General features: G+C 61.2%; 15 protein-coding genes and 1 tRNA gene. 9 read left to right on the top strand and 7 right to left on the bottom strand.

Annotated features, from left to right (window positions below; translation table 11 throughout):
- Positions 1 to 19 precede the first annotated feature (19 nt).
- The gene (gene cpaB, locus HMPREF2757_RS07795) at positions 20 to 814 is read right to left on the bottom strand and encodes a Flp pilus assembly protein CpaB (protein ID WP_070574943.1); all 795 of its coding nucleotides are present in this window, start codon (positions 812 to 814) and stop codon (positions 20 to 22) included.
- Positions 811 to 1,629, bottom strand: a complete 819-nt coding sequence (locus HMPREF2757_RS07790) for a hypothetical protein (protein ID WP_070574940.1) — start codon at positions 1,627 to 1,629, stop codon at positions 811 to 813. The genes cpaB and HMPREF2757_RS07790 overlap by 4 nt, the downstream gene beginning before the upstream one ends.
- A gap of 492 nt (positions 1,630 to 2,121) precedes the next feature.
- Here HMPREF2757_RS07790 and HMPREF2757_RS07785 point away from each other — a divergent pair, with 492 nt between their 5' ends.
- The 9 genes from HMPREF2757_RS07785 to HMPREF2757_RS07745 all read left to right on the top strand — a co-directional run bounded on the left by HMPREF2757_RS07785 (position 2,122) and on the right by HMPREF2757_RS07745 (position 9,714).
- Positions 2,122 to 3,819 (top strand): OmpA family protein, encoded by a 1,698-nt coding sequence (locus HMPREF2757_RS07785; RefSeq protein WP_083304179.1) that lies wholly within the window; start codon positions 2,122 to 2,124, stop codon positions 3,817 to 3,819.
- Positions 3,816 to 5,015 carry a hypothetical protein gene (locus HMPREF2757_RS07780; RefSeq protein WP_070574932.1) on the top strand — a complete coding sequence of 400 codons (1,200 nt, stop codon included), beginning with the start codon at positions 3,816 to 3,818 and terminating at the stop codon, positions 5,013 to 5,015. The genes HMPREF2757_RS07785 and HMPREF2757_RS07780 overlap by 4 nt, the downstream gene beginning before the upstream one ends.
- An 86-nt stretch (positions 5,016 to 5,101) precedes the next feature.
- Positions 5,102 to 5,491 carry a hypothetical protein gene (locus HMPREF2757_RS07775; protein ID WP_141750222.1) on the top strand — a complete coding sequence of 130 codons (390 nt, stop codon included), beginning with the start codon at positions 5,102 to 5,104 and terminating at the stop codon, positions 5,489 to 5,491.
- Positions 5,488 to 6,111, top strand: coding sequence for a prepilin peptidase (locus HMPREF2757_RS07770; RefSeq protein WP_070574926.1), 624 nt, complete (start codon positions 5,488 to 5,490; stop codon positions 6,109 to 6,111). Before HMPREF2757_RS07775 ends, HMPREF2757_RS07770 begins: the two co-directional genes overlap by 4 nt.
- A gap of 69 nt (positions 6,112 to 6,180) precedes the next feature.
- Entirely contained in the window at positions 6,181 to 7,701 is a 1,521-nt protein-coding gene (locus tag HMPREF2757_RS07765) for a hypothetical protein (protein ID WP_141750221.1), read from the top strand.
- Positions 7,702 to 7,718: 17 nt separating this feature from the next.
- Positions 7,719 to 8,327 (top strand): hypothetical protein, encoded by a 609-nt coding sequence (locus HMPREF2757_RS07760; RefSeq protein WP_070574920.1) that lies wholly within the window; start codon positions 7,719 to 7,721, stop codon positions 8,325 to 8,327.
- Between the two features lie 3 nt (positions 8,328 to 8,330).
- Positions 8,331 to 8,690: a hypothetical protein gene (locus HMPREF2757_RS07755; RefSeq protein WP_070574917.1), complete on the top strand. Its 360-nt coding sequence runs from the start codon at positions 8,331 to 8,333 to the stop codon at positions 8,688 to 8,690.
- A gap of 45 nt (positions 8,691 to 8,735) precedes the next feature.
- The gene (locus tag HMPREF2757_RS07750; RefSeq protein WP_070574913.1) at positions 8,736 to 9,239 is read left to right on the top strand and encodes a hypothetical protein; all 504 of its coding nucleotides are present in this window, start codon (positions 8,736 to 8,738) and stop codon (positions 9,237 to 9,239) included.
- A 73-nt stretch (positions 9,240 to 9,312) separates the two neighbouring features.
- The gene (locus tag HMPREF2757_RS07745) at positions 9,313 to 9,714 is read left to right on the top strand and encodes a DoxX family protein (RefSeq protein ID WP_070574910.1); all 402 of its coding nucleotides are present in this window, start codon (positions 9,313 to 9,315) and stop codon (positions 9,712 to 9,714) included.
- A 142-nt stretch (positions 9,715 to 9,856) separates the two neighbouring features.
- Here the strand turns inward: HMPREF2757_RS07745 and HMPREF2757_RS07740 are convergent.
- The 5 genes from HMPREF2757_RS07740 to pstS form a co-directional block, all read right to left on the bottom strand.
- Positions 9,857 to 9,929 (bottom strand) — tRNA-Lys (locus tag HMPREF2757_RS07740).
- Between the two features lie 696 nt (positions 9,930 to 10,625).
- On the bottom strand, positions 10,626 to 11,405 hold the full coding sequence (gene pstB / locus HMPREF2757_RS07730; protein WP_070574904.1) for a phosphate ABC transporter ATP-binding protein PstB: 780 nt from the start codon (positions 11,403 to 11,405) through the stop codon (positions 10,626 to 10,628).
- A gap of 110 nt (positions 11,406 to 11,515) precedes the next feature.
- Complete coding sequence (gene pstA / locus HMPREF2757_RS07725; protein WP_070574901.1) at positions 11,516 to 12,676, bottom strand: phosphate ABC transporter permease PstA; 1,161 nt, start codon at positions 12,674 to 12,676, stop codon at positions 11,516 to 11,518.
- Positions 12,676 to 13,644 (bottom strand): phosphate ABC transporter permease subunit PstC, encoded by a 969-nt coding sequence (pstC, locus tag HMPREF2757_RS07720; RefSeq protein ID WP_070574899.1) that lies wholly within the window; start codon positions 13,642 to 13,644, stop codon positions 12,676 to 12,678. Before pstC ends, pstA begins: the two co-directional genes overlap by 1 nt.
- 117 nt (positions 13,645 to 13,761) lie before the next feature.
- A complete protein-coding gene (gene pstS, locus HMPREF2757_RS07715) occupies positions 13,762 to 14,871 on the bottom strand; it encodes a phosphate ABC transporter substrate-binding protein PstS (RefSeq protein WP_070574896.1) in 1,110 nt (369 codons plus the stop codon).
- Positions 14,872 to 14,947: the final 76 nt, after the last annotated feature.

Below are 14,947 nucleotides of genomic sequence, written 5' to 3'. Positions count from 1 at the left end.
CTGTGTGCTTCCGCACCGGTCACTTGCTGCGCGTCGATCCAAGAGCCGGCGGCAGATCCGGGTCTTCAAACGACTTGTCGCGGGATTTGGTCTTGGACCCCGTCTCGTTGTTGCCCGAACGGAGCAGTCGCATGGACACCGCGAAGCTTTCTCCGTAGGACAGCCGAGCGGCATCCTTGACGGGCACGGCAAAGGTCACAGCAACTTTCTCGGCAACACCTTCGATCGCGGCCTCACCAGCACCCTGGTTGCCCTGGACGTCGATGTCGGGTGCAGCTTTGCCCACCGCTACGACTTCGGCGTTGGAGACGAGAACACCGGCAACGTTGTAGGGGATATCGGCCCTGCGGTAGTCCTGGCCGCCGGGCTCGTCGTCGCGTTCACGGGCAAAGGCGGCGACGACATCGACGACATCGCCGGGCTGGACGCGGCCGTTGATGCCGGCTGCGGCGTCAAAGCTGATGGTGACTTCGCGCTCCCCGTCTTCGAGTGCCGAAACAGGAGTCAGTGAGTCTGTCTGCAGGATCGAGCCCTTTGTGATGTCGGTTCGCGCTTTCTGTCCCGCCAGCTGGTCAAGCGAGGTGACCATGAGCGAGGTCACGTACTTTTCCGGCATCTCGATCTTTTCGACGTCTTCCTCAGGGTTGATCGTCTGGTAGGTGTCGATGTCGGCGGCCGCTTTGTAAACAGTTACGCGGGGCCCGACCTCGGCGTTGACGGATCCGACGTAGGCGACTACGCCGAGGAAAACAGCGATTGCGCCGATGGCGGCGATGACGAGGGTGATGACGCCGCGACGCTGGCGAGGATTCATGCGAACTGTCCTTTGAGGGTGGAGCGCGGGATGGGATGGGCGGCGGTTCCCGGTGCAGAGCAGTAGCTGCAGACATCGCTGAGTGTCGAAAGCTGACACCAGGGGCAGGTGCGCGCTTTCTGCTTCACCGCGGCGATGACCGGTGAGATGTCCGCGGGCACCGCGACGATTTCGACAGCGTCGTGCGGGCCCCACCATTCCGATTGGGCTTCTGTCAGCTGAGGGTGGGCCGCGTACTGTGCCGGTGCCGCGATTCGACAGAATTCGTCGAGAAGTGTTCGGCACGCGCCGGCCTCATCCTGCGGCACCGTCGAATGAAGTGCCATGTTGTGCAGGGCGAAGCCGCCTGCTGCGCTTGAGGGGATTCCCTTGCGGCCGAAGGTTTTTACGCTGCCGTTCAGCTCTGCGATGGCGGTCCGGGAGGGGAGGATCCCCGCGAGGTGCTGCCAAATATTGGGGTTGGGGCGTTTGAGGCCGCCCGGTTTGCCCGTGATGACGAAGTTCCGAGCGGCGCGCTCAATTTCCCGGAGCACGGCCACTATGAGGCCCGGATCGTGTGCCGGTGCCAGCTGACGCGCGAAATCTGCCAAGCACGCGCGGCCCAGGGGACCCAGGCCGCTGGAAACTGCGATCAGTTCGGAATCGGCGCGGGCTGCACGCGCCTGGCCGATGAGCAGTTCTCCGCTTCGATCACTGGCGTCGAGGATGAACAGCGGCAGGTTTGCGCCTGCGCGCTTGATTGCGGCAGCAGCGCTTTCAATAGTCCCGTCAAAACTCCAGACGTTTTCAGGAAGCAGGACCCGGTGATCAGTCACGGAACATCTCCCTCTTTTTGAAATGCTGACGTATGTCGAAGTTAAGGACATTAGCTGAAAGCTGTTGAGCGGTGATACGGGACACAGTAGTCACCGAAAAATCACGAACCTGAGTCTAAGGTGCAGTACTCGGCGCTTCAAGACCCAGGGGGCTGGACCCGGTGGGCCGGACCCGCGGGCGCAGAAGCGCGGTTTCACGGGCTGTTAGAAGGAAGTGGACGGTGTTCACTCAGAGTGAGACTTCCCCGGCAAACCCGCTTGGGTGAGCACTTCTGGTCCACTTGCGGCGCCCAGGTCCCGCTTGAGTCCAAATGGGCCTTAAATAGAGCTGGGGGTCCTAGGGGGTTCAGGGCTGTCCATCTGACCTCGCTGATTGTGAGCAGCGCAGGAACAACTACGGCAGGTGGAGTAAATGATGGTAGCTTTGAGGGCGTCCGAGCCGTTGCGCAAAGGCCTATTGTTCGGGCTGGAAGCGGGTAAGGAGAGTCTCTGATGCGTTTGAGGATCGCGGCTTCTGTTTGTTTGGCATCACTGCTGGTACTGTCAGGCTGCTCACTCGGGGGTGACTCAGAGGACGGCGCAGACGAGCGCAGGGCCGACGGTCCGAAGTCTTCACAGCAGCCAGTTGACGACAGCGGCTATTTCAGCGATCCGCAGCTTGCGGGCATTGGCTCGGTTGACTTCTCAGTCCCGGACGGCGGTGCCGACGGCGAGGTTATGACGAAGTCGCGCGCCCGTATTCTGTCCCTCGACAAAGACGGGGACACTGTCCGGCTAGTCGGAGCGTGGCTGCGGTCATCCGACGGACCTTCCGCAGGTTCTGAGATTCTGGCGGCCGGGCGGAAGCCCTTTATTCAGTCGCCCTGGATTCGCCTGGTGGATGAAGAAGGCGGCAAGCTCTACGAGCCGCTGCAGGAAGCCGATGTTGAACCGGGATCCTACGATCGCAAAGACGCGTGCCTGTGTTCTCGCACCATGAGCAGAACCCACTCCGAGCCGCGGGAAGACGCAATCGAACTGTTCTGGGTTGATTTTCCCGCCCCCGAGTCCAAAGAGGTTCGCGTGATGATGGGCGAACACGCGTTGCCGACAACAGCCCTTCCGATCAGCTCGGGCACTCCCTTTGACAATCCGGTCCCTGACAAAGCCGAATTCAAAGAAGCTCCACCTGAGCAGTACGGCAGCGAGGATGCGCAGCGGGCTGTGCTGCCTTTGCAGGAGACCATCAAGAACGTCACGGGATCTCGGCAGACGCACGAAGGTGATCAGCTTCAGCTGTCCGTGACTTCAGATGTTCTGTTTGACTTCGATTCCAGCAAAATCACCGCAGAGGGCGACAAGGTCCTCGGCGAAGCAGCGAAGACGCTGCGCGAAAGTGCCGCGGGCCAGACGGTGACGATTGTCGGGCACACAGATGACCAAGGCGAAGAAGACTACAATCAGAAGCTGTCCGAAGAGCGAGCCGAATCAGTCGAAAAGGCCATCGGGAAGCAGCTTGACGGTGCGGACATCACCTTGAAGACAGAAGGACGGGGCGAAAAGCAGCCGCTGGTTCCGAACAGAACTGCCGAGGGCGATCCGATTGAGGAGAACCGCAAGCAGAACCGCCGGGTGTCCTTTGACTACAAGCCCAGTGAAGGGGCAGATGCGAAAATCGATGCCGGGCAGAAGCTTCCCGACGCCCCCAGGATGAAAGAAGCCGAAACAGCCGATGGCGCTGAAGCCTCGGCGCTTCTGAAGCAGCCGAACAGGGACCCGGGCACTGACCTGCGCATCGACGTTCGCGGGCTGGAGGCAGACGGCCGGTATGCGCGCCTTGACTACGCCTTCGCGCCGGCAGAGGGCGATCCGAAATCCGCGCCCGCTCTGTTCATCGGGAACAGCATGGTGAACAAATCCCTGCATTTCGGTCTCAACGCCTACGGCTATGGTGGTGCGCCTTCCGGCAGCAATGTGTCTTTGATTGACGAAGACACCGGTGAGCAGTTCCTGCCGGTCACCGGCGGAGATGCCGATTGCCTGTGCACCGAAGGTGTGGCCACAGTGGATCGACTCTTCGCGGAGCCTGCGCCGATGTATTCAATGTTCCCGGCCGAGGTTCTCAACCGTAAGAACCTGACTCTGCGCATTGCCAACAGCGGCACGTGGCCGCTGCCGATCGAAGACATTCTTCGCGGCGAGCAGGAATGAGGCTGTTCGGCAGGCTGCAGCCCGCAGTGATTGCGGCTCTGGCAGTCATCGGAATTGCGAGCGGAGCAATCATCCCTGTTGCCCCGCAGCTTGGCTTCGGTGCGCAGGCCGCGGCGTGTGAAACGCTCGGCTCGTGTCGTACATCTGAAGCTATGACGAACGCGTGTGCTGTTAACACGAACGCCATCGTCAGCGGCCAGACCAGCACGCCGGTCTACTACGAGCAGACCGGCGGCAAGGGTCTGCGGTATTTTGCCGACGGCACTGCGGCGGTCACCGGAGACAGCGGCGACGGCCTGCAGCTGCACCGGTTCTCCACAGCCCGCGGTGCTCTGCGTTGGCTTGTCGGCCGCAATCAGGCTGAACTGCAGGCTGCGGACCGCGTGTGGGGCCCAGGTGTGTCAGGCCCGACGCATGCAGTATTCCAAGCCCTCGACAAAGTGGGTCTCGGTTCCCAGACTCAGTCGAGCGACACCTCGGACGTGGCTCGATCAGATGACGGAAACGTTGTGGTCAGCGAAAGGCGCGACGGCGGCTATACCGCTGTGCAGGCTGTCGAATTCCCGCACGCCGCAGGTGCGCGATTGACTGGGCTCGCCCAGTGGGTGGGAATCGATCACCACGTTGTCATCAGCACCGGCTACGGGGAAGACGGCGCTCCGGTCAGCCTGACCCTGTACGGGCCTGCCCGGGAAGGATGGGACCTGCGAGTCCTCACCGGCACCAGCCCCTCGGTGGGCAAGATGAATGCGGAAGACATTGACGGGCGCAGATTCGCGATGCGCTCGTACACGCTCGATCTGACTGTAGAGAAGAATGTTCGCGCGTTCGAGGCCGCGATGCCGGGCGTGCGCAGCGTTGGCGGGCAGCGTTTCCGTGCGCTTCCGAACCGCGAATACCGTGCGGCTGAGTCAGCACGCAAGGACCGCCCACGCTTCGCCACGGACCTGCTTGCGCGCCAGTTGCGGTCAGAGGCCGTGCTCGTCGAAACCGAATACAACAACCCGGGGGGAGGTCCGCTGACGGTGCAGGACACCCTCGTGCTGGCCACGGGAGTGCCGACGCAGGCCGGTGCCGAAAAGTTCAATCCGCGCCTCAAGAAGGGACAGGCGATGGATTTGAAGCGCCCCGAAGACAGCATCGAGCCCTTTGTGAACTGTGAGCCCGACGACGGGTCTGTCGACGAAGCGAAGTGACGGCATTGCGCCTATTTCCGTCTATTGTCATTTTCGCCGCAGCCTTTCATCTGGTCGGCCTGCTCGCGGCTCTTGCCCTCAGCCTCATGACTGTTCCGACGGTCTCTGCCCTGCTGGGGGCTGGTGCGGCATCGGCACTCGTGCTCATCTGTTCGCTGGTTCTGCACGCGTGCATTGACGGCGCATTCACAGTTGCGATCCGCAGGCTGTCAGCTTCGCGTCTCACGTGCGCGGTCAATCTCTTGGCGGCTCATGTGGTGATCGTGCTCATCGGCACTGGGCTGGCTTATGCAGCCAGTTCGCGCTGGGCGGTCGAGGCTGAACATTCCATCTATGTGCAAGCTGCCTTTATGTTCGGTTGGTCGGTGCTGTCCGTGCTCTGCGGCATGGCTCTTGCAGCTGTGTGGCCTAGGGTCGAGTACAGGCTCGACCGCAGGGCAGCGGGCTTCCATCAGCGCAGGAGGACACGTCGATGACCGAATCTCGTCCCGGGGCCTTCAGCCGCTGGCTCTCGACCCGCCGACTGTTTGCCGATCCAGCGCACTCAACACCCCGCGGTTGGGTGCTGTGTGCGGTCGCAACAGCAGTGCTTTCAGCTGTGATGTGGCTGTGCGTGGGCTCGGGCGACGGCTGGCACCGGCTGGCCGTGGTGCTGTTCGCTCTGGCTGTTCCGCTTTTGATCTGGGTGGATCTTGTGGAGCGTCGACTGCCCGATGTTGTTGTCATTCCCCTTGCGCTGGTGGTGTTCGCTGCCAGCTGCGTCGCTGCGGTCATGGACAGTACGGGCGACCGGATGATTCAGGCGTGTCTCGGGGCAGTTCTGCTGAGCGCCGTTTTCTTCGCAATGTTCGTTTTTGCGCCAGCGTCCTTGGGCTTCGGCGACGTTAAACTTGCGGTGGCCATCGGGCTTCTTGTCGGCTGGTACGGGTGGCGCGTGGTGGTTCTGACCTTGGTTCTCACGCTTGTAATCGGGGTTGTGCACGGTCTGGTGGTTGCGGTGGCCAAACGCAGGTTCAAGAACGTGCATATTGCCTTCGGACCGTCGATGCTTGTTGCAGCACTCCTAGTCTGCGTGCTCGCTGGTGCTTCTATGTGAGCCAGCTGGGCCTCACGGTGGGTCCCTGTGCCGTTCTGTTTGTGGGACTCTTGCTCTATTGTGTCGTCCATGACAGTCCTTTCACCGTTGTCGCGCCGCTCTTCAGACGAGCGGTGCCGTTCTCTGAAGAGCTGGAGCGAGCGCGGCATTGCCTCCGTCGAGTACATGGCGACTGCCCTGATCGCCTCTGCGATCATCTCGGTGCTCGTTGCTGTGCCGGTTTCGTCGCAGCCGACAGTGACCAAGGGATTCCAGGATGGAATCTGCAATATCTTCGGCGGAGAATGCGGCGGTGAAGGCTCCGGCGAGGGCGGTGAATCAGCTCCTGAAGCGCAGAATCCCAATGACGCTGTGCCCGCCTGCACGGTATCCCGTGCATCACAGTCCGGCAGCATTACCGGCAAAGCCGGCGTATGGGAGCTCGGCGGAGGCTGGGCGCTGCAGCACGACGTCAACAGCGAGGGCAAACACACCATGACTTTGACCTCGGCAGTAGAAGGCGGTGCCGGCAAGGGTGTCGACGTCGGCACGGAAATCAAGGGCACAGACGCAGAAGCCGCACTCGAAGCTGAAGCCAAGATCAACATCGGCTTCGAACAGGGCGATACCTGGGAGGTTGACAACGAAGCTGAAGCCGGGGATCTGGAAGAGCAGCTGCGCGACTGGGTCTACTACAACATGGCTGACGACGCGACGTTCGGCTTCGGCGGTCGACTGTTTGCCGGACTGACCAATGGTCCGACGCCGCCGCGGGATCCTGATTCCAAGAGCTACACGGGCGAAATCAGCGGCAATGCCAATGTCAGTGGGAACCTGGGCTTTGATATTGCAGAAGCTCTGGAGACCAAGATCGGCGGCCAGTTCGGCAGCGGGTTCAACGGCCAGTTCGGCGTCGAGACAAACCAGGACGGCAGCTACAGCATTTCGCTGGACACCGGCTACGGACGTGAATTCGGGGCAAACGCTGACGTAAAGGCAGACATGCCGAACTCGCTGCCCGGGCTCCCGGACGACCAGACGCCTAAGACAGTCGGGGGCGAAGCTCGCAATGACCTCAAGCGCAAACAGTCCATCACCTATAAGTTCGACGAGAACCACGAACTGGTCGGCCTCAAGGTCCGCCAGGCGAAGACCAGTGGAAACAAGCTCAAAGTGAACGGCAAGAGCGACCAGTCAGGTGGTGCCACAGACTCGCACGAGAACGACAACTTCAGCTTCGGCCTCGGCGGCGACGCAGTCACCGAAGAGTGGTACGACATGGACATGGACTTCTCGCAGATGACCGAAGAGGACAGAAACGCTGCGTTTGACCGCATCACCAAGAACCCGAAGCCCGTCAACCTGGCAGACATGATGAAGAACGGGCCCGGCGAAGGCAAGGGCGAGAACGCCATTTACAACAACAGCCAACTGTCGCGGAACGTCTACGAAGTGGATAAGAAGCTCATCGGCGATTCCTTCGATTTCGGTGTGATCGGCGGAGAGGCCAGCGGCGAGGAAACCGGCTACCGCCTGGTCAAATCCGAGTATGCTGAGGCTATACGGGAAGGCAAGCGCAATGTCCAGAACAACGCGGACTGTCTGAAATAACCGAAAGGACACCCGGCTTGAAATCAGCACTGAAGAAGACCGCTCTGACCTGCGCGGCAGCAGCTCTCACGCTGTCGATGGCCGCCTGTGGCAGTTCAGAATCCCCACAGGGGAAGCAGGAGTCGGGCGGTGCTTCTCAGGCCCAGGGACAGAAAAAGGGCGGCATGCAGGACGTAATGCTCGGTCAAGTTAGCCTCAAAGTTCCCGAGGGCTGGGTGAAAAGCCCCGAAGAGGACTTTGACGGGGACTGGACCGAAGGCTACGACGATTCCGCTGACAGCCCTACGATCCGCGTCCGCATGGCACCTGAGATCAATGACTCGCCTCACCCGGACGTTGTCGAGGCCGAGTTGGCCACGCGCGCACAGGTCGGGGGTTTCTATGGGTCAGACTGGAAGGGCGGTAAGCGGCAGAAAGCTGAAATCCCCGGGGCCTTCCGAGGTTTCACTGCCGATTTCACCTATGTGTCTGACAGCGATTCGCCAATGCGCGGCCGCTGGATCCTCATGACTGATCCGCAGACCTACAAGGTTGTGACCATCGAAATCGCCGGTCAGGAAAAGACGCTCGACGAGGACCTCCTGAAGGAAATTGCCGATTCGGTTGAACTCAAACCGGGGAAGTGAGCCATGGACATAATCCGCGCGTGGGTCGTCGGCGCAGCTGTTTTTATTGCGATTGACTTCGTCTTGGGCTTGATTCTGCCGTTCGGGTCGCTGATGTTTCTCAACCTTCTCAGCCCCCTCCTAGCCGGTGTCGCCGCGGCTGCTGTGCACCTGTGGTCGGGTGAAGGCGGGTGGATCCGCCACGCTGTCGCCGTTCTTGGTGTGTCCGCTCTCCTGTCGGTCTACTACGCGCTGTTCACGCCGTGGAACCTGTCGACGGGAGTGCTGATGGACATTGCGACCGGTGCTGTGTTCGTGCTCGCTGCGGCACTCGGCGCGCTGTTTGTGCACCTGGTGCAGCGTTTCGTGCTCCGCCCGGCATGAGGCGCCGTTCGCACCGCATGAATCGCCTGTCACGAAGGCAGCATCATGAGCAGTGATCTCATGCAGGTCTTGCTGTCTGCCGGGGGTGGTTTCCTCGCGATTGTGGCGCTGCTTGTGCTCTGCGCAGTCATCGTGTATCGCCTGTCGCCCGGCAGAGCGCCGATCGGCTTGCGCTCCGATGCTGTTGACGGCGTGGTTCGCGTAGTTCGTGTGCGGCGGGATACACGCAGATTCCGCACGGTGGGCGATGTCGCTGACAGCCGTTTGAACTCTGTGTGCATTGATGTCGATACTCCGCACGGTGTGCAGCGCTACGAGGATCAGCCCGTCCGTCCCAAGAACCTGCCAGGCCCCATTCGCAGGCAGGTGTACAGCTGGAAGAAGTGGCTGGAGGACAACAACTTCAACATTGACGATGACGAGGCTCGAATGCGAGCAGGGCAGGCAATCGACAACGGCGGCTATGAGTTCGAGCTTGCGAAACCGCTGCCGGTGAAGGTCGTGCCGCCGCGCAAAGCGAACACCCGCATCAAATGGAAGCTTGTGTAAACGGGGCAGAACTTGCCGTCGCGAGCGTAGGCTTGAAGCTGCAAGCAGATTGCACGCTACTGAAAGAGGACGCATGTTCAACGCTTTTGCGCGCACCGCTGGCCGTTTGGCCATCGCTCCGCTGTTCGTCGTCAACGGCATCGCTGCCGTCAAGGAGCCGGGACCCCGACCCCAGATGGCAGGGCCGACTCTCGACGTTATGCGGGAGTACATTCCGCTGATCCCTAAGGACGATGAGCTTGCTGTGCGCATCAACGGCGGTATCCAGGCTGCGGCCGGTGTGACGCTGGGTCTGGGGCTTTTGCCGAAGACCTCGGCGGCGCTGCTCGCCGGCTCGCTGATTCCCACAACGGTTGCAGGCCACGCCTTCTGGAAGGAAGAAGACGAAGGCCAGAGGGCCAATCAGAAGACTCAGTTCTACAAGAACGCGGCCATTATCGGCGGCCTGCTCGCGGTCGTGGGATCGAAGAAATAAGACACCGTCCGCCGGGGCCTTCTGCAGGCCGCTGTCTTAAGCGAACTCTGCCCGCTAGGGGAATATAGAGGCAAAATCGCAGTCTTCGGCTCTATATCCCCCTAGACGGCAGAAGTGCTGACCCGGTGCGGGCATAAAAAAGTGGGCCCCGTGGGGATCGAACCCACGACCCACGGATTAAAAGTCCGTTGCTCTACCAACTGAGCTAGAGGCCCGCGCACATGCGCCTCATCAGTTTATCCCGCGGGGCGGTAAGGCTCAAATCACCGGTGGCGGCCCACGCGTGGCCGACCGCAGCTGCTTGTATGTGCCGCGGATTCAGATGTTCTGCTGACAGCCCCGAACTGCCTCTCCTCATCGCCATGACGTGCTTGTTCCACCGGATTGCAGACAGAGCGGTGTTGAACACGTCGACCCCGCAGCGTCGGGCGGCACTGCGAGAAAGCGACAGACGAGCCCACACGGACTCGGGAATGCGGCGCTGCAGAGAACCTCCTGCGAAAGGCGCCAGACCGAACGCCAAGAGGGTTACAGTGCAGGCAAAGACTGCTGTCCCGGCACCAACAGCATGTGCCGCAATCACGAGCCCGAACACCGCTGCAAGCGTCAGAATGAGGGCCGCCAACTCTGCTCACCGCCTCCGACCTGAAATGATCGCGCTTCCGGGCCCGACCAGCTTCCTGAAGGCCGAGCATAGGCCCGTTGTCTGCCCGGAGACAATAAGAATGCGGGGGTGGAAGGAGGACTAGATCCTTCCACCCCCGCGGGAGATGAGCCGTCCAAAGGGAGAACCTACCCAGAAACTCCTCGGTGAACGCCTCAGACTGTGTGGTTCAGACCCTGTGGGCCTGCTAGAAGCCGTCCGCCTGCACCGTCAACAAGCGGAGGAGGCGGGCTGTTTCAGCCGCAGATCATCCGAACCGACCGGAGATGTAGTTCTGCGTTTCTTCCTTGTCCGGGTTGGAGAAGATATCCGATGTTTGGTTGAACTCAATGAGCTTGCCGGGCTTGCCGGTGCCCGCGATGTTGAAGAACGCGGTCTTGTCCGAAACGCGGGCGGCCTGCTGCATGTTGTGGGTGACGATAACGACGGTGAATTCGTCCTTGAGGGTGTTGATGAGGTCCTCAATGGCCAGTGTGGAGATCGGGTCAAGAGCTGAACACGGTTCGTCCATCAGCAGGACTTCCGGTTCGACGGCGATTGCGCGTGCAATGCACAGACGCTGCTGCTGACCACCGGAAAGGCCCGAACCGGGCTTATCCAGACGGTCTTTGACTTCTTCCCACAGGTTCGAGCCGCGCAGCGCACGTTCGGCGAGGTCGTCGGCTTCGGACTTCGAAAGCTTGTTGTTGTTCAGGCGAACTCCGGCGAGCACGTTTTCTTTGATCGACATGGTGGGGAAGGGGTTGGCCTTCTGGAACACCATGCCGACTTCGCGGCGCACGTTGACGGGGTCAACGCCGGGGCCGTAGATGTCTTTGCCGTCCATTTTGACAGAGCCCTGCACGCTGGCGCCGGGGATGACTTCGTGCATGCGGTTCAGCGTGCGCAGCACGGTGGACTTACCGCAGCCCGAAGGCCCGATGAACGCGGTGACGGACTTCGGTTCGATGGTCATGGACACGCCTTCGACAGCGCGGAAGTCGCCGTAGAAGATGTTGAGATCTTCGATGTCGATCTGCTTGGACACGTTTCCTCCAAAAATCTGTTTCGGCTTGTGCCGTTTCCCCGGCAGGCGGGGTGCCGACTGAGCTCACGAGGTGGAAGCCGGCTTTAAGTCTTGTCTGTTGTGCTGGTCGGTCAGCGGCCGGCCTTGGGGGCCAGAACCTTTGCCATGATGCGCGCGCCGAGGTTGAGCACCATCACGATGATGATGAGCACGAGGGCTGCCGCCCATGCGCGGTCAACCGAAGCGATTGCTGCGCTGCCCGGTGCGGTCGGTCGGGTCACGGAGTCGTAGATGAACGTCGGCAGGGTGGACATCCAGCCGGAGAACACGTTCCAGTTGACGCTCGCCGCGAAGCCGGCGGTCACCATGATCGGTGCTGTTTCGCCGATGACGCGGGCAATGGCGATGGTGATGCCGGAGAGGATGCCCGAAATCGCGGTGGGCAGGACGATCTTGACGATTGTCTTCCACTTGGGAACGCCGAGCGCGTAGGAGGCTTCGCGAAGGTCGTGGGGGACCAGGCGAAGGATCTCTTCGGTGTTGCGCACGACGACCGGGATCATGAGCACAGACAGGGCCACGGACGCTGCTATACCCGATTTCGCTGCTGTGAGGCTGTCGGGTGCGACGAGTCCGATGACGGTCGAGAACAGGGAGAAGGCGAACAGACCGGCGACGATCGACGGGATGCCCGTCATGACGTCGACGAAGAACGTGATCGAACGGCCAAGTGCACCGGCCTTTTTGCCGCCTGAGTATTCCACCAGGTAGACGGCGCACATGATGCCGATCGGAATCGAGATCAGTGCCGCAAACAGCGTGATGAGCAGGGTGCCGATGATGGCGTGGTAGAAGCCGCCCAGCAGGTCGCCCTGTCCTGCGGCGAAGTCCTTGTCGTAGACGCCCTTCATGCCTTCCATGGAGCGGGACAGGAGGGTGGAGTTTTCGACAATGACCGGTCCGCCTTTTTCAATCGACATCCACAGAAGCGAGATGAGCGGAATGAGGGCCAGCGCGAAGGACGAGGTCACGAGTGTTGTAGCGGCGCGGTCTACAGCTTTGCGGCGGCCTTCAACCGACCACGACCATCCGACGATCACGGCCAGGTTGATGACGCCGGCGAGAAACGCGGCGAGCGGAATGTTGAAGCCGTGGGCGATGACGAGTGTGAGAACAATCGCCAGAATGATGGAGCCTGCGGCAACGTACAGCGGTGCGCGCTTGGGCAGTCGCTTGGTCACCAGGTGCGATGCACCGCGGGTCTTGTCAGCGGTTCGTGTTTGCGTGTTCATCACTGCCCCTTCACGGTCGTGCGAGCGACGATCCAGCGTGCCGTCATGTTGACCACCAGCGTGATGGCGAACAGGACCAGCCCGATCGAGATGAGTTCAGAGAGTCGCAGACCTGCGGCCTCTGGGAAGTTGTGGGCGATTTCGGCTGCGATCGTCTGGTTGCCCGACAGGAGCAGCGAAACGATCAGCCCACCGGACGACAGGACCATGGCAACGGCCATTGTTTCGCCGAGTGCACGGCCGAGTCCCAGCATGACGGCGGATACGATGCCGGATACGCCGAAGGGCAGAACTGCCATGCGGATCATTTCCCAACGGGTTGCGCCCAGGGCCAGTGCGGCTTCTTCCTGCAGACGCGGGGTCTGGAGGAACACTTCGCGGACCAGCGAGGTGATGATCGGAAGAATCATGATCGACAGAACGAAGCTTGCGGTCAGAAGCGTACGGCCCGTCTGGGAAATTGCGCCGTCGGCGTCGGGGGCGAAGATCGGAATCCATCCGAGGTACTTGGCAAGCCAGGTGTAGAGGCCTACGAGGTTGCCCGACAGTGCCAGGCCCCACAGGCCGTAGACGACGGAGGGAATGGCCGCCAGCAGGTCAATCGTGTAGCCGAGGAACGGTGCGAGTTTGCGCGGGGCCATGTGCGTGGTGAACAGCGCAATGCCGATTGCGAAGGGGGTTGCGAGGATCAGCGAGATGACGGCTGAGATGAGTGTGCCGATGATGAGCGGGAAGACGTAGGGCAAAAAGCCGCGCCCGCCGCTGATCTGCGAGGGGTCGTCGAACGATGCTTTGATGGTGTCCGTTGACTGAAGAAGCAGGAAGAACGCAACTCCGGCGAGAATCGCAAGGATCAAGACGCCAGCGCTGAGCGCTGCGGCCGAGAAGATGCGGTCGCCGGGGCGCACAACCGTGCGGGATTTCTTCGATTCCGGAGCAGAGGCTTGTGTGTCTGCTGCAGTAGACAAGAGAGCTCCTGTGGTGTGGGTAGGTAATTCAAGGGACTGTGCGGCTGTTCGGAGTCCGTCCCGAACAGCCGCACAGCCCTGATGCTCAGTCTGAGAAAGCCTCAGACCGGCGTGAGATCACTTCTTGACTTCGATCTTTTCGATGACTTCGGTGACCTTGTCGCGCATGTCAGCCGAGATCGGTGCCGAACCTGCGCTCTCGGCTGCCGACTTCTGGCCTTCTTCGCTGACGACGAAGCTTTCCCACGCCTTGACGAGGTCGACCTTCTCCTGGCTGTCGTAGCTCGAGCACACGATGTGGTACGACACGAGGACGATCGGGTAGGCGCCGGCCTCTTCGGTGTCGCGTTCGAGTTCAACGGCGATGTCGCCTTCGCCGCGGCCTTCGGCGACGGGGGATGCGTCAACAACCTTGGCTGCTGCTTCGGGGGTGTATTCCACGAAGTCGTCGCCGACCTTGATCTTGGCGGTGCCCAGGTCGTCGGAGACAGCGGAAGCGTCTGCGTAGCCGATTGCGCCGTCGGTTTCAGTCACGAGCGAGACAACGCCGTCGGTGCCCTGTGCGGCTTCGCCACCGGCTTCCTTCGGGAACTCTTCGGCTGCTTCGTCCTTCCAGTCATCGCCGGCTGCCTTGTTGAGGTAGTCGGTGAAGTTCTTGGTGGTGCCCGATTCGTCGGAGCGGTGGACGGCCGTGATCTTGGTGTCAGGCAGGTCTGCGTCCGGGTTGAGGTCGGCGATGGCCTTGTCGTTCCACTTGGTGATCTTGCCTGCGAAGATCTTCGCAGCGGTGGAAGCGTCGAGGTTGAGTTCGTCAACGCCTTCGAGGTTGTAGGCAATGGCGATCGGCGAAATGTAGACGGGGAATTCGAAGGCTCCGCCGTCACCGCAGACCTTTTCGGCCTGCTTGATTTCTTCGTCGTCCATGAAGGCGTCCGAACCGGCGAAGTCAGCCTTGCCGGCCAGGAACTGCTTGCGGCCTGCGCCGGAGCCGTCGGGCGAGTAGTTGACGGTTGCGCCGGAGTTCTGTCCGGTGAAGTCAGTGGTCCAAGACTGGATGGCAGCCTTCTGCGAGGATGCTCCGATGCCGACGAGTTCGCCGGAGACCTGTTCTCCGCCTTCGTTGCTGTTCTGGGATTCTCCAGTGGCGGAGCCTCCGCCGCAGGCGGACAGGGTGATGGCAGCTGCGGCGAATGCGGCTGCGGCAGGTGCGAGGCGTGTGAGCTTCACAAGAGTGCCTTTCTTTCGAGGTCACAGGGTAGGTTTTCCCTCAGTGCTCTTCAAAAGTTAGGCACCTCGTGTAACG

The organism is Brevibacterium sp. HMSC063G07, from assembly GCF_001810665.1.
Classification (GTDB): Bacteria; Actinomycetota; Actinomycetes; order Actinomycetales; family Brevibacteriaceae; genus Brevibacterium.
Note: the sequence above shows the minus strand (reverse complement) of the source record. Positions and strands in the feature narration are given on the sequence as shown.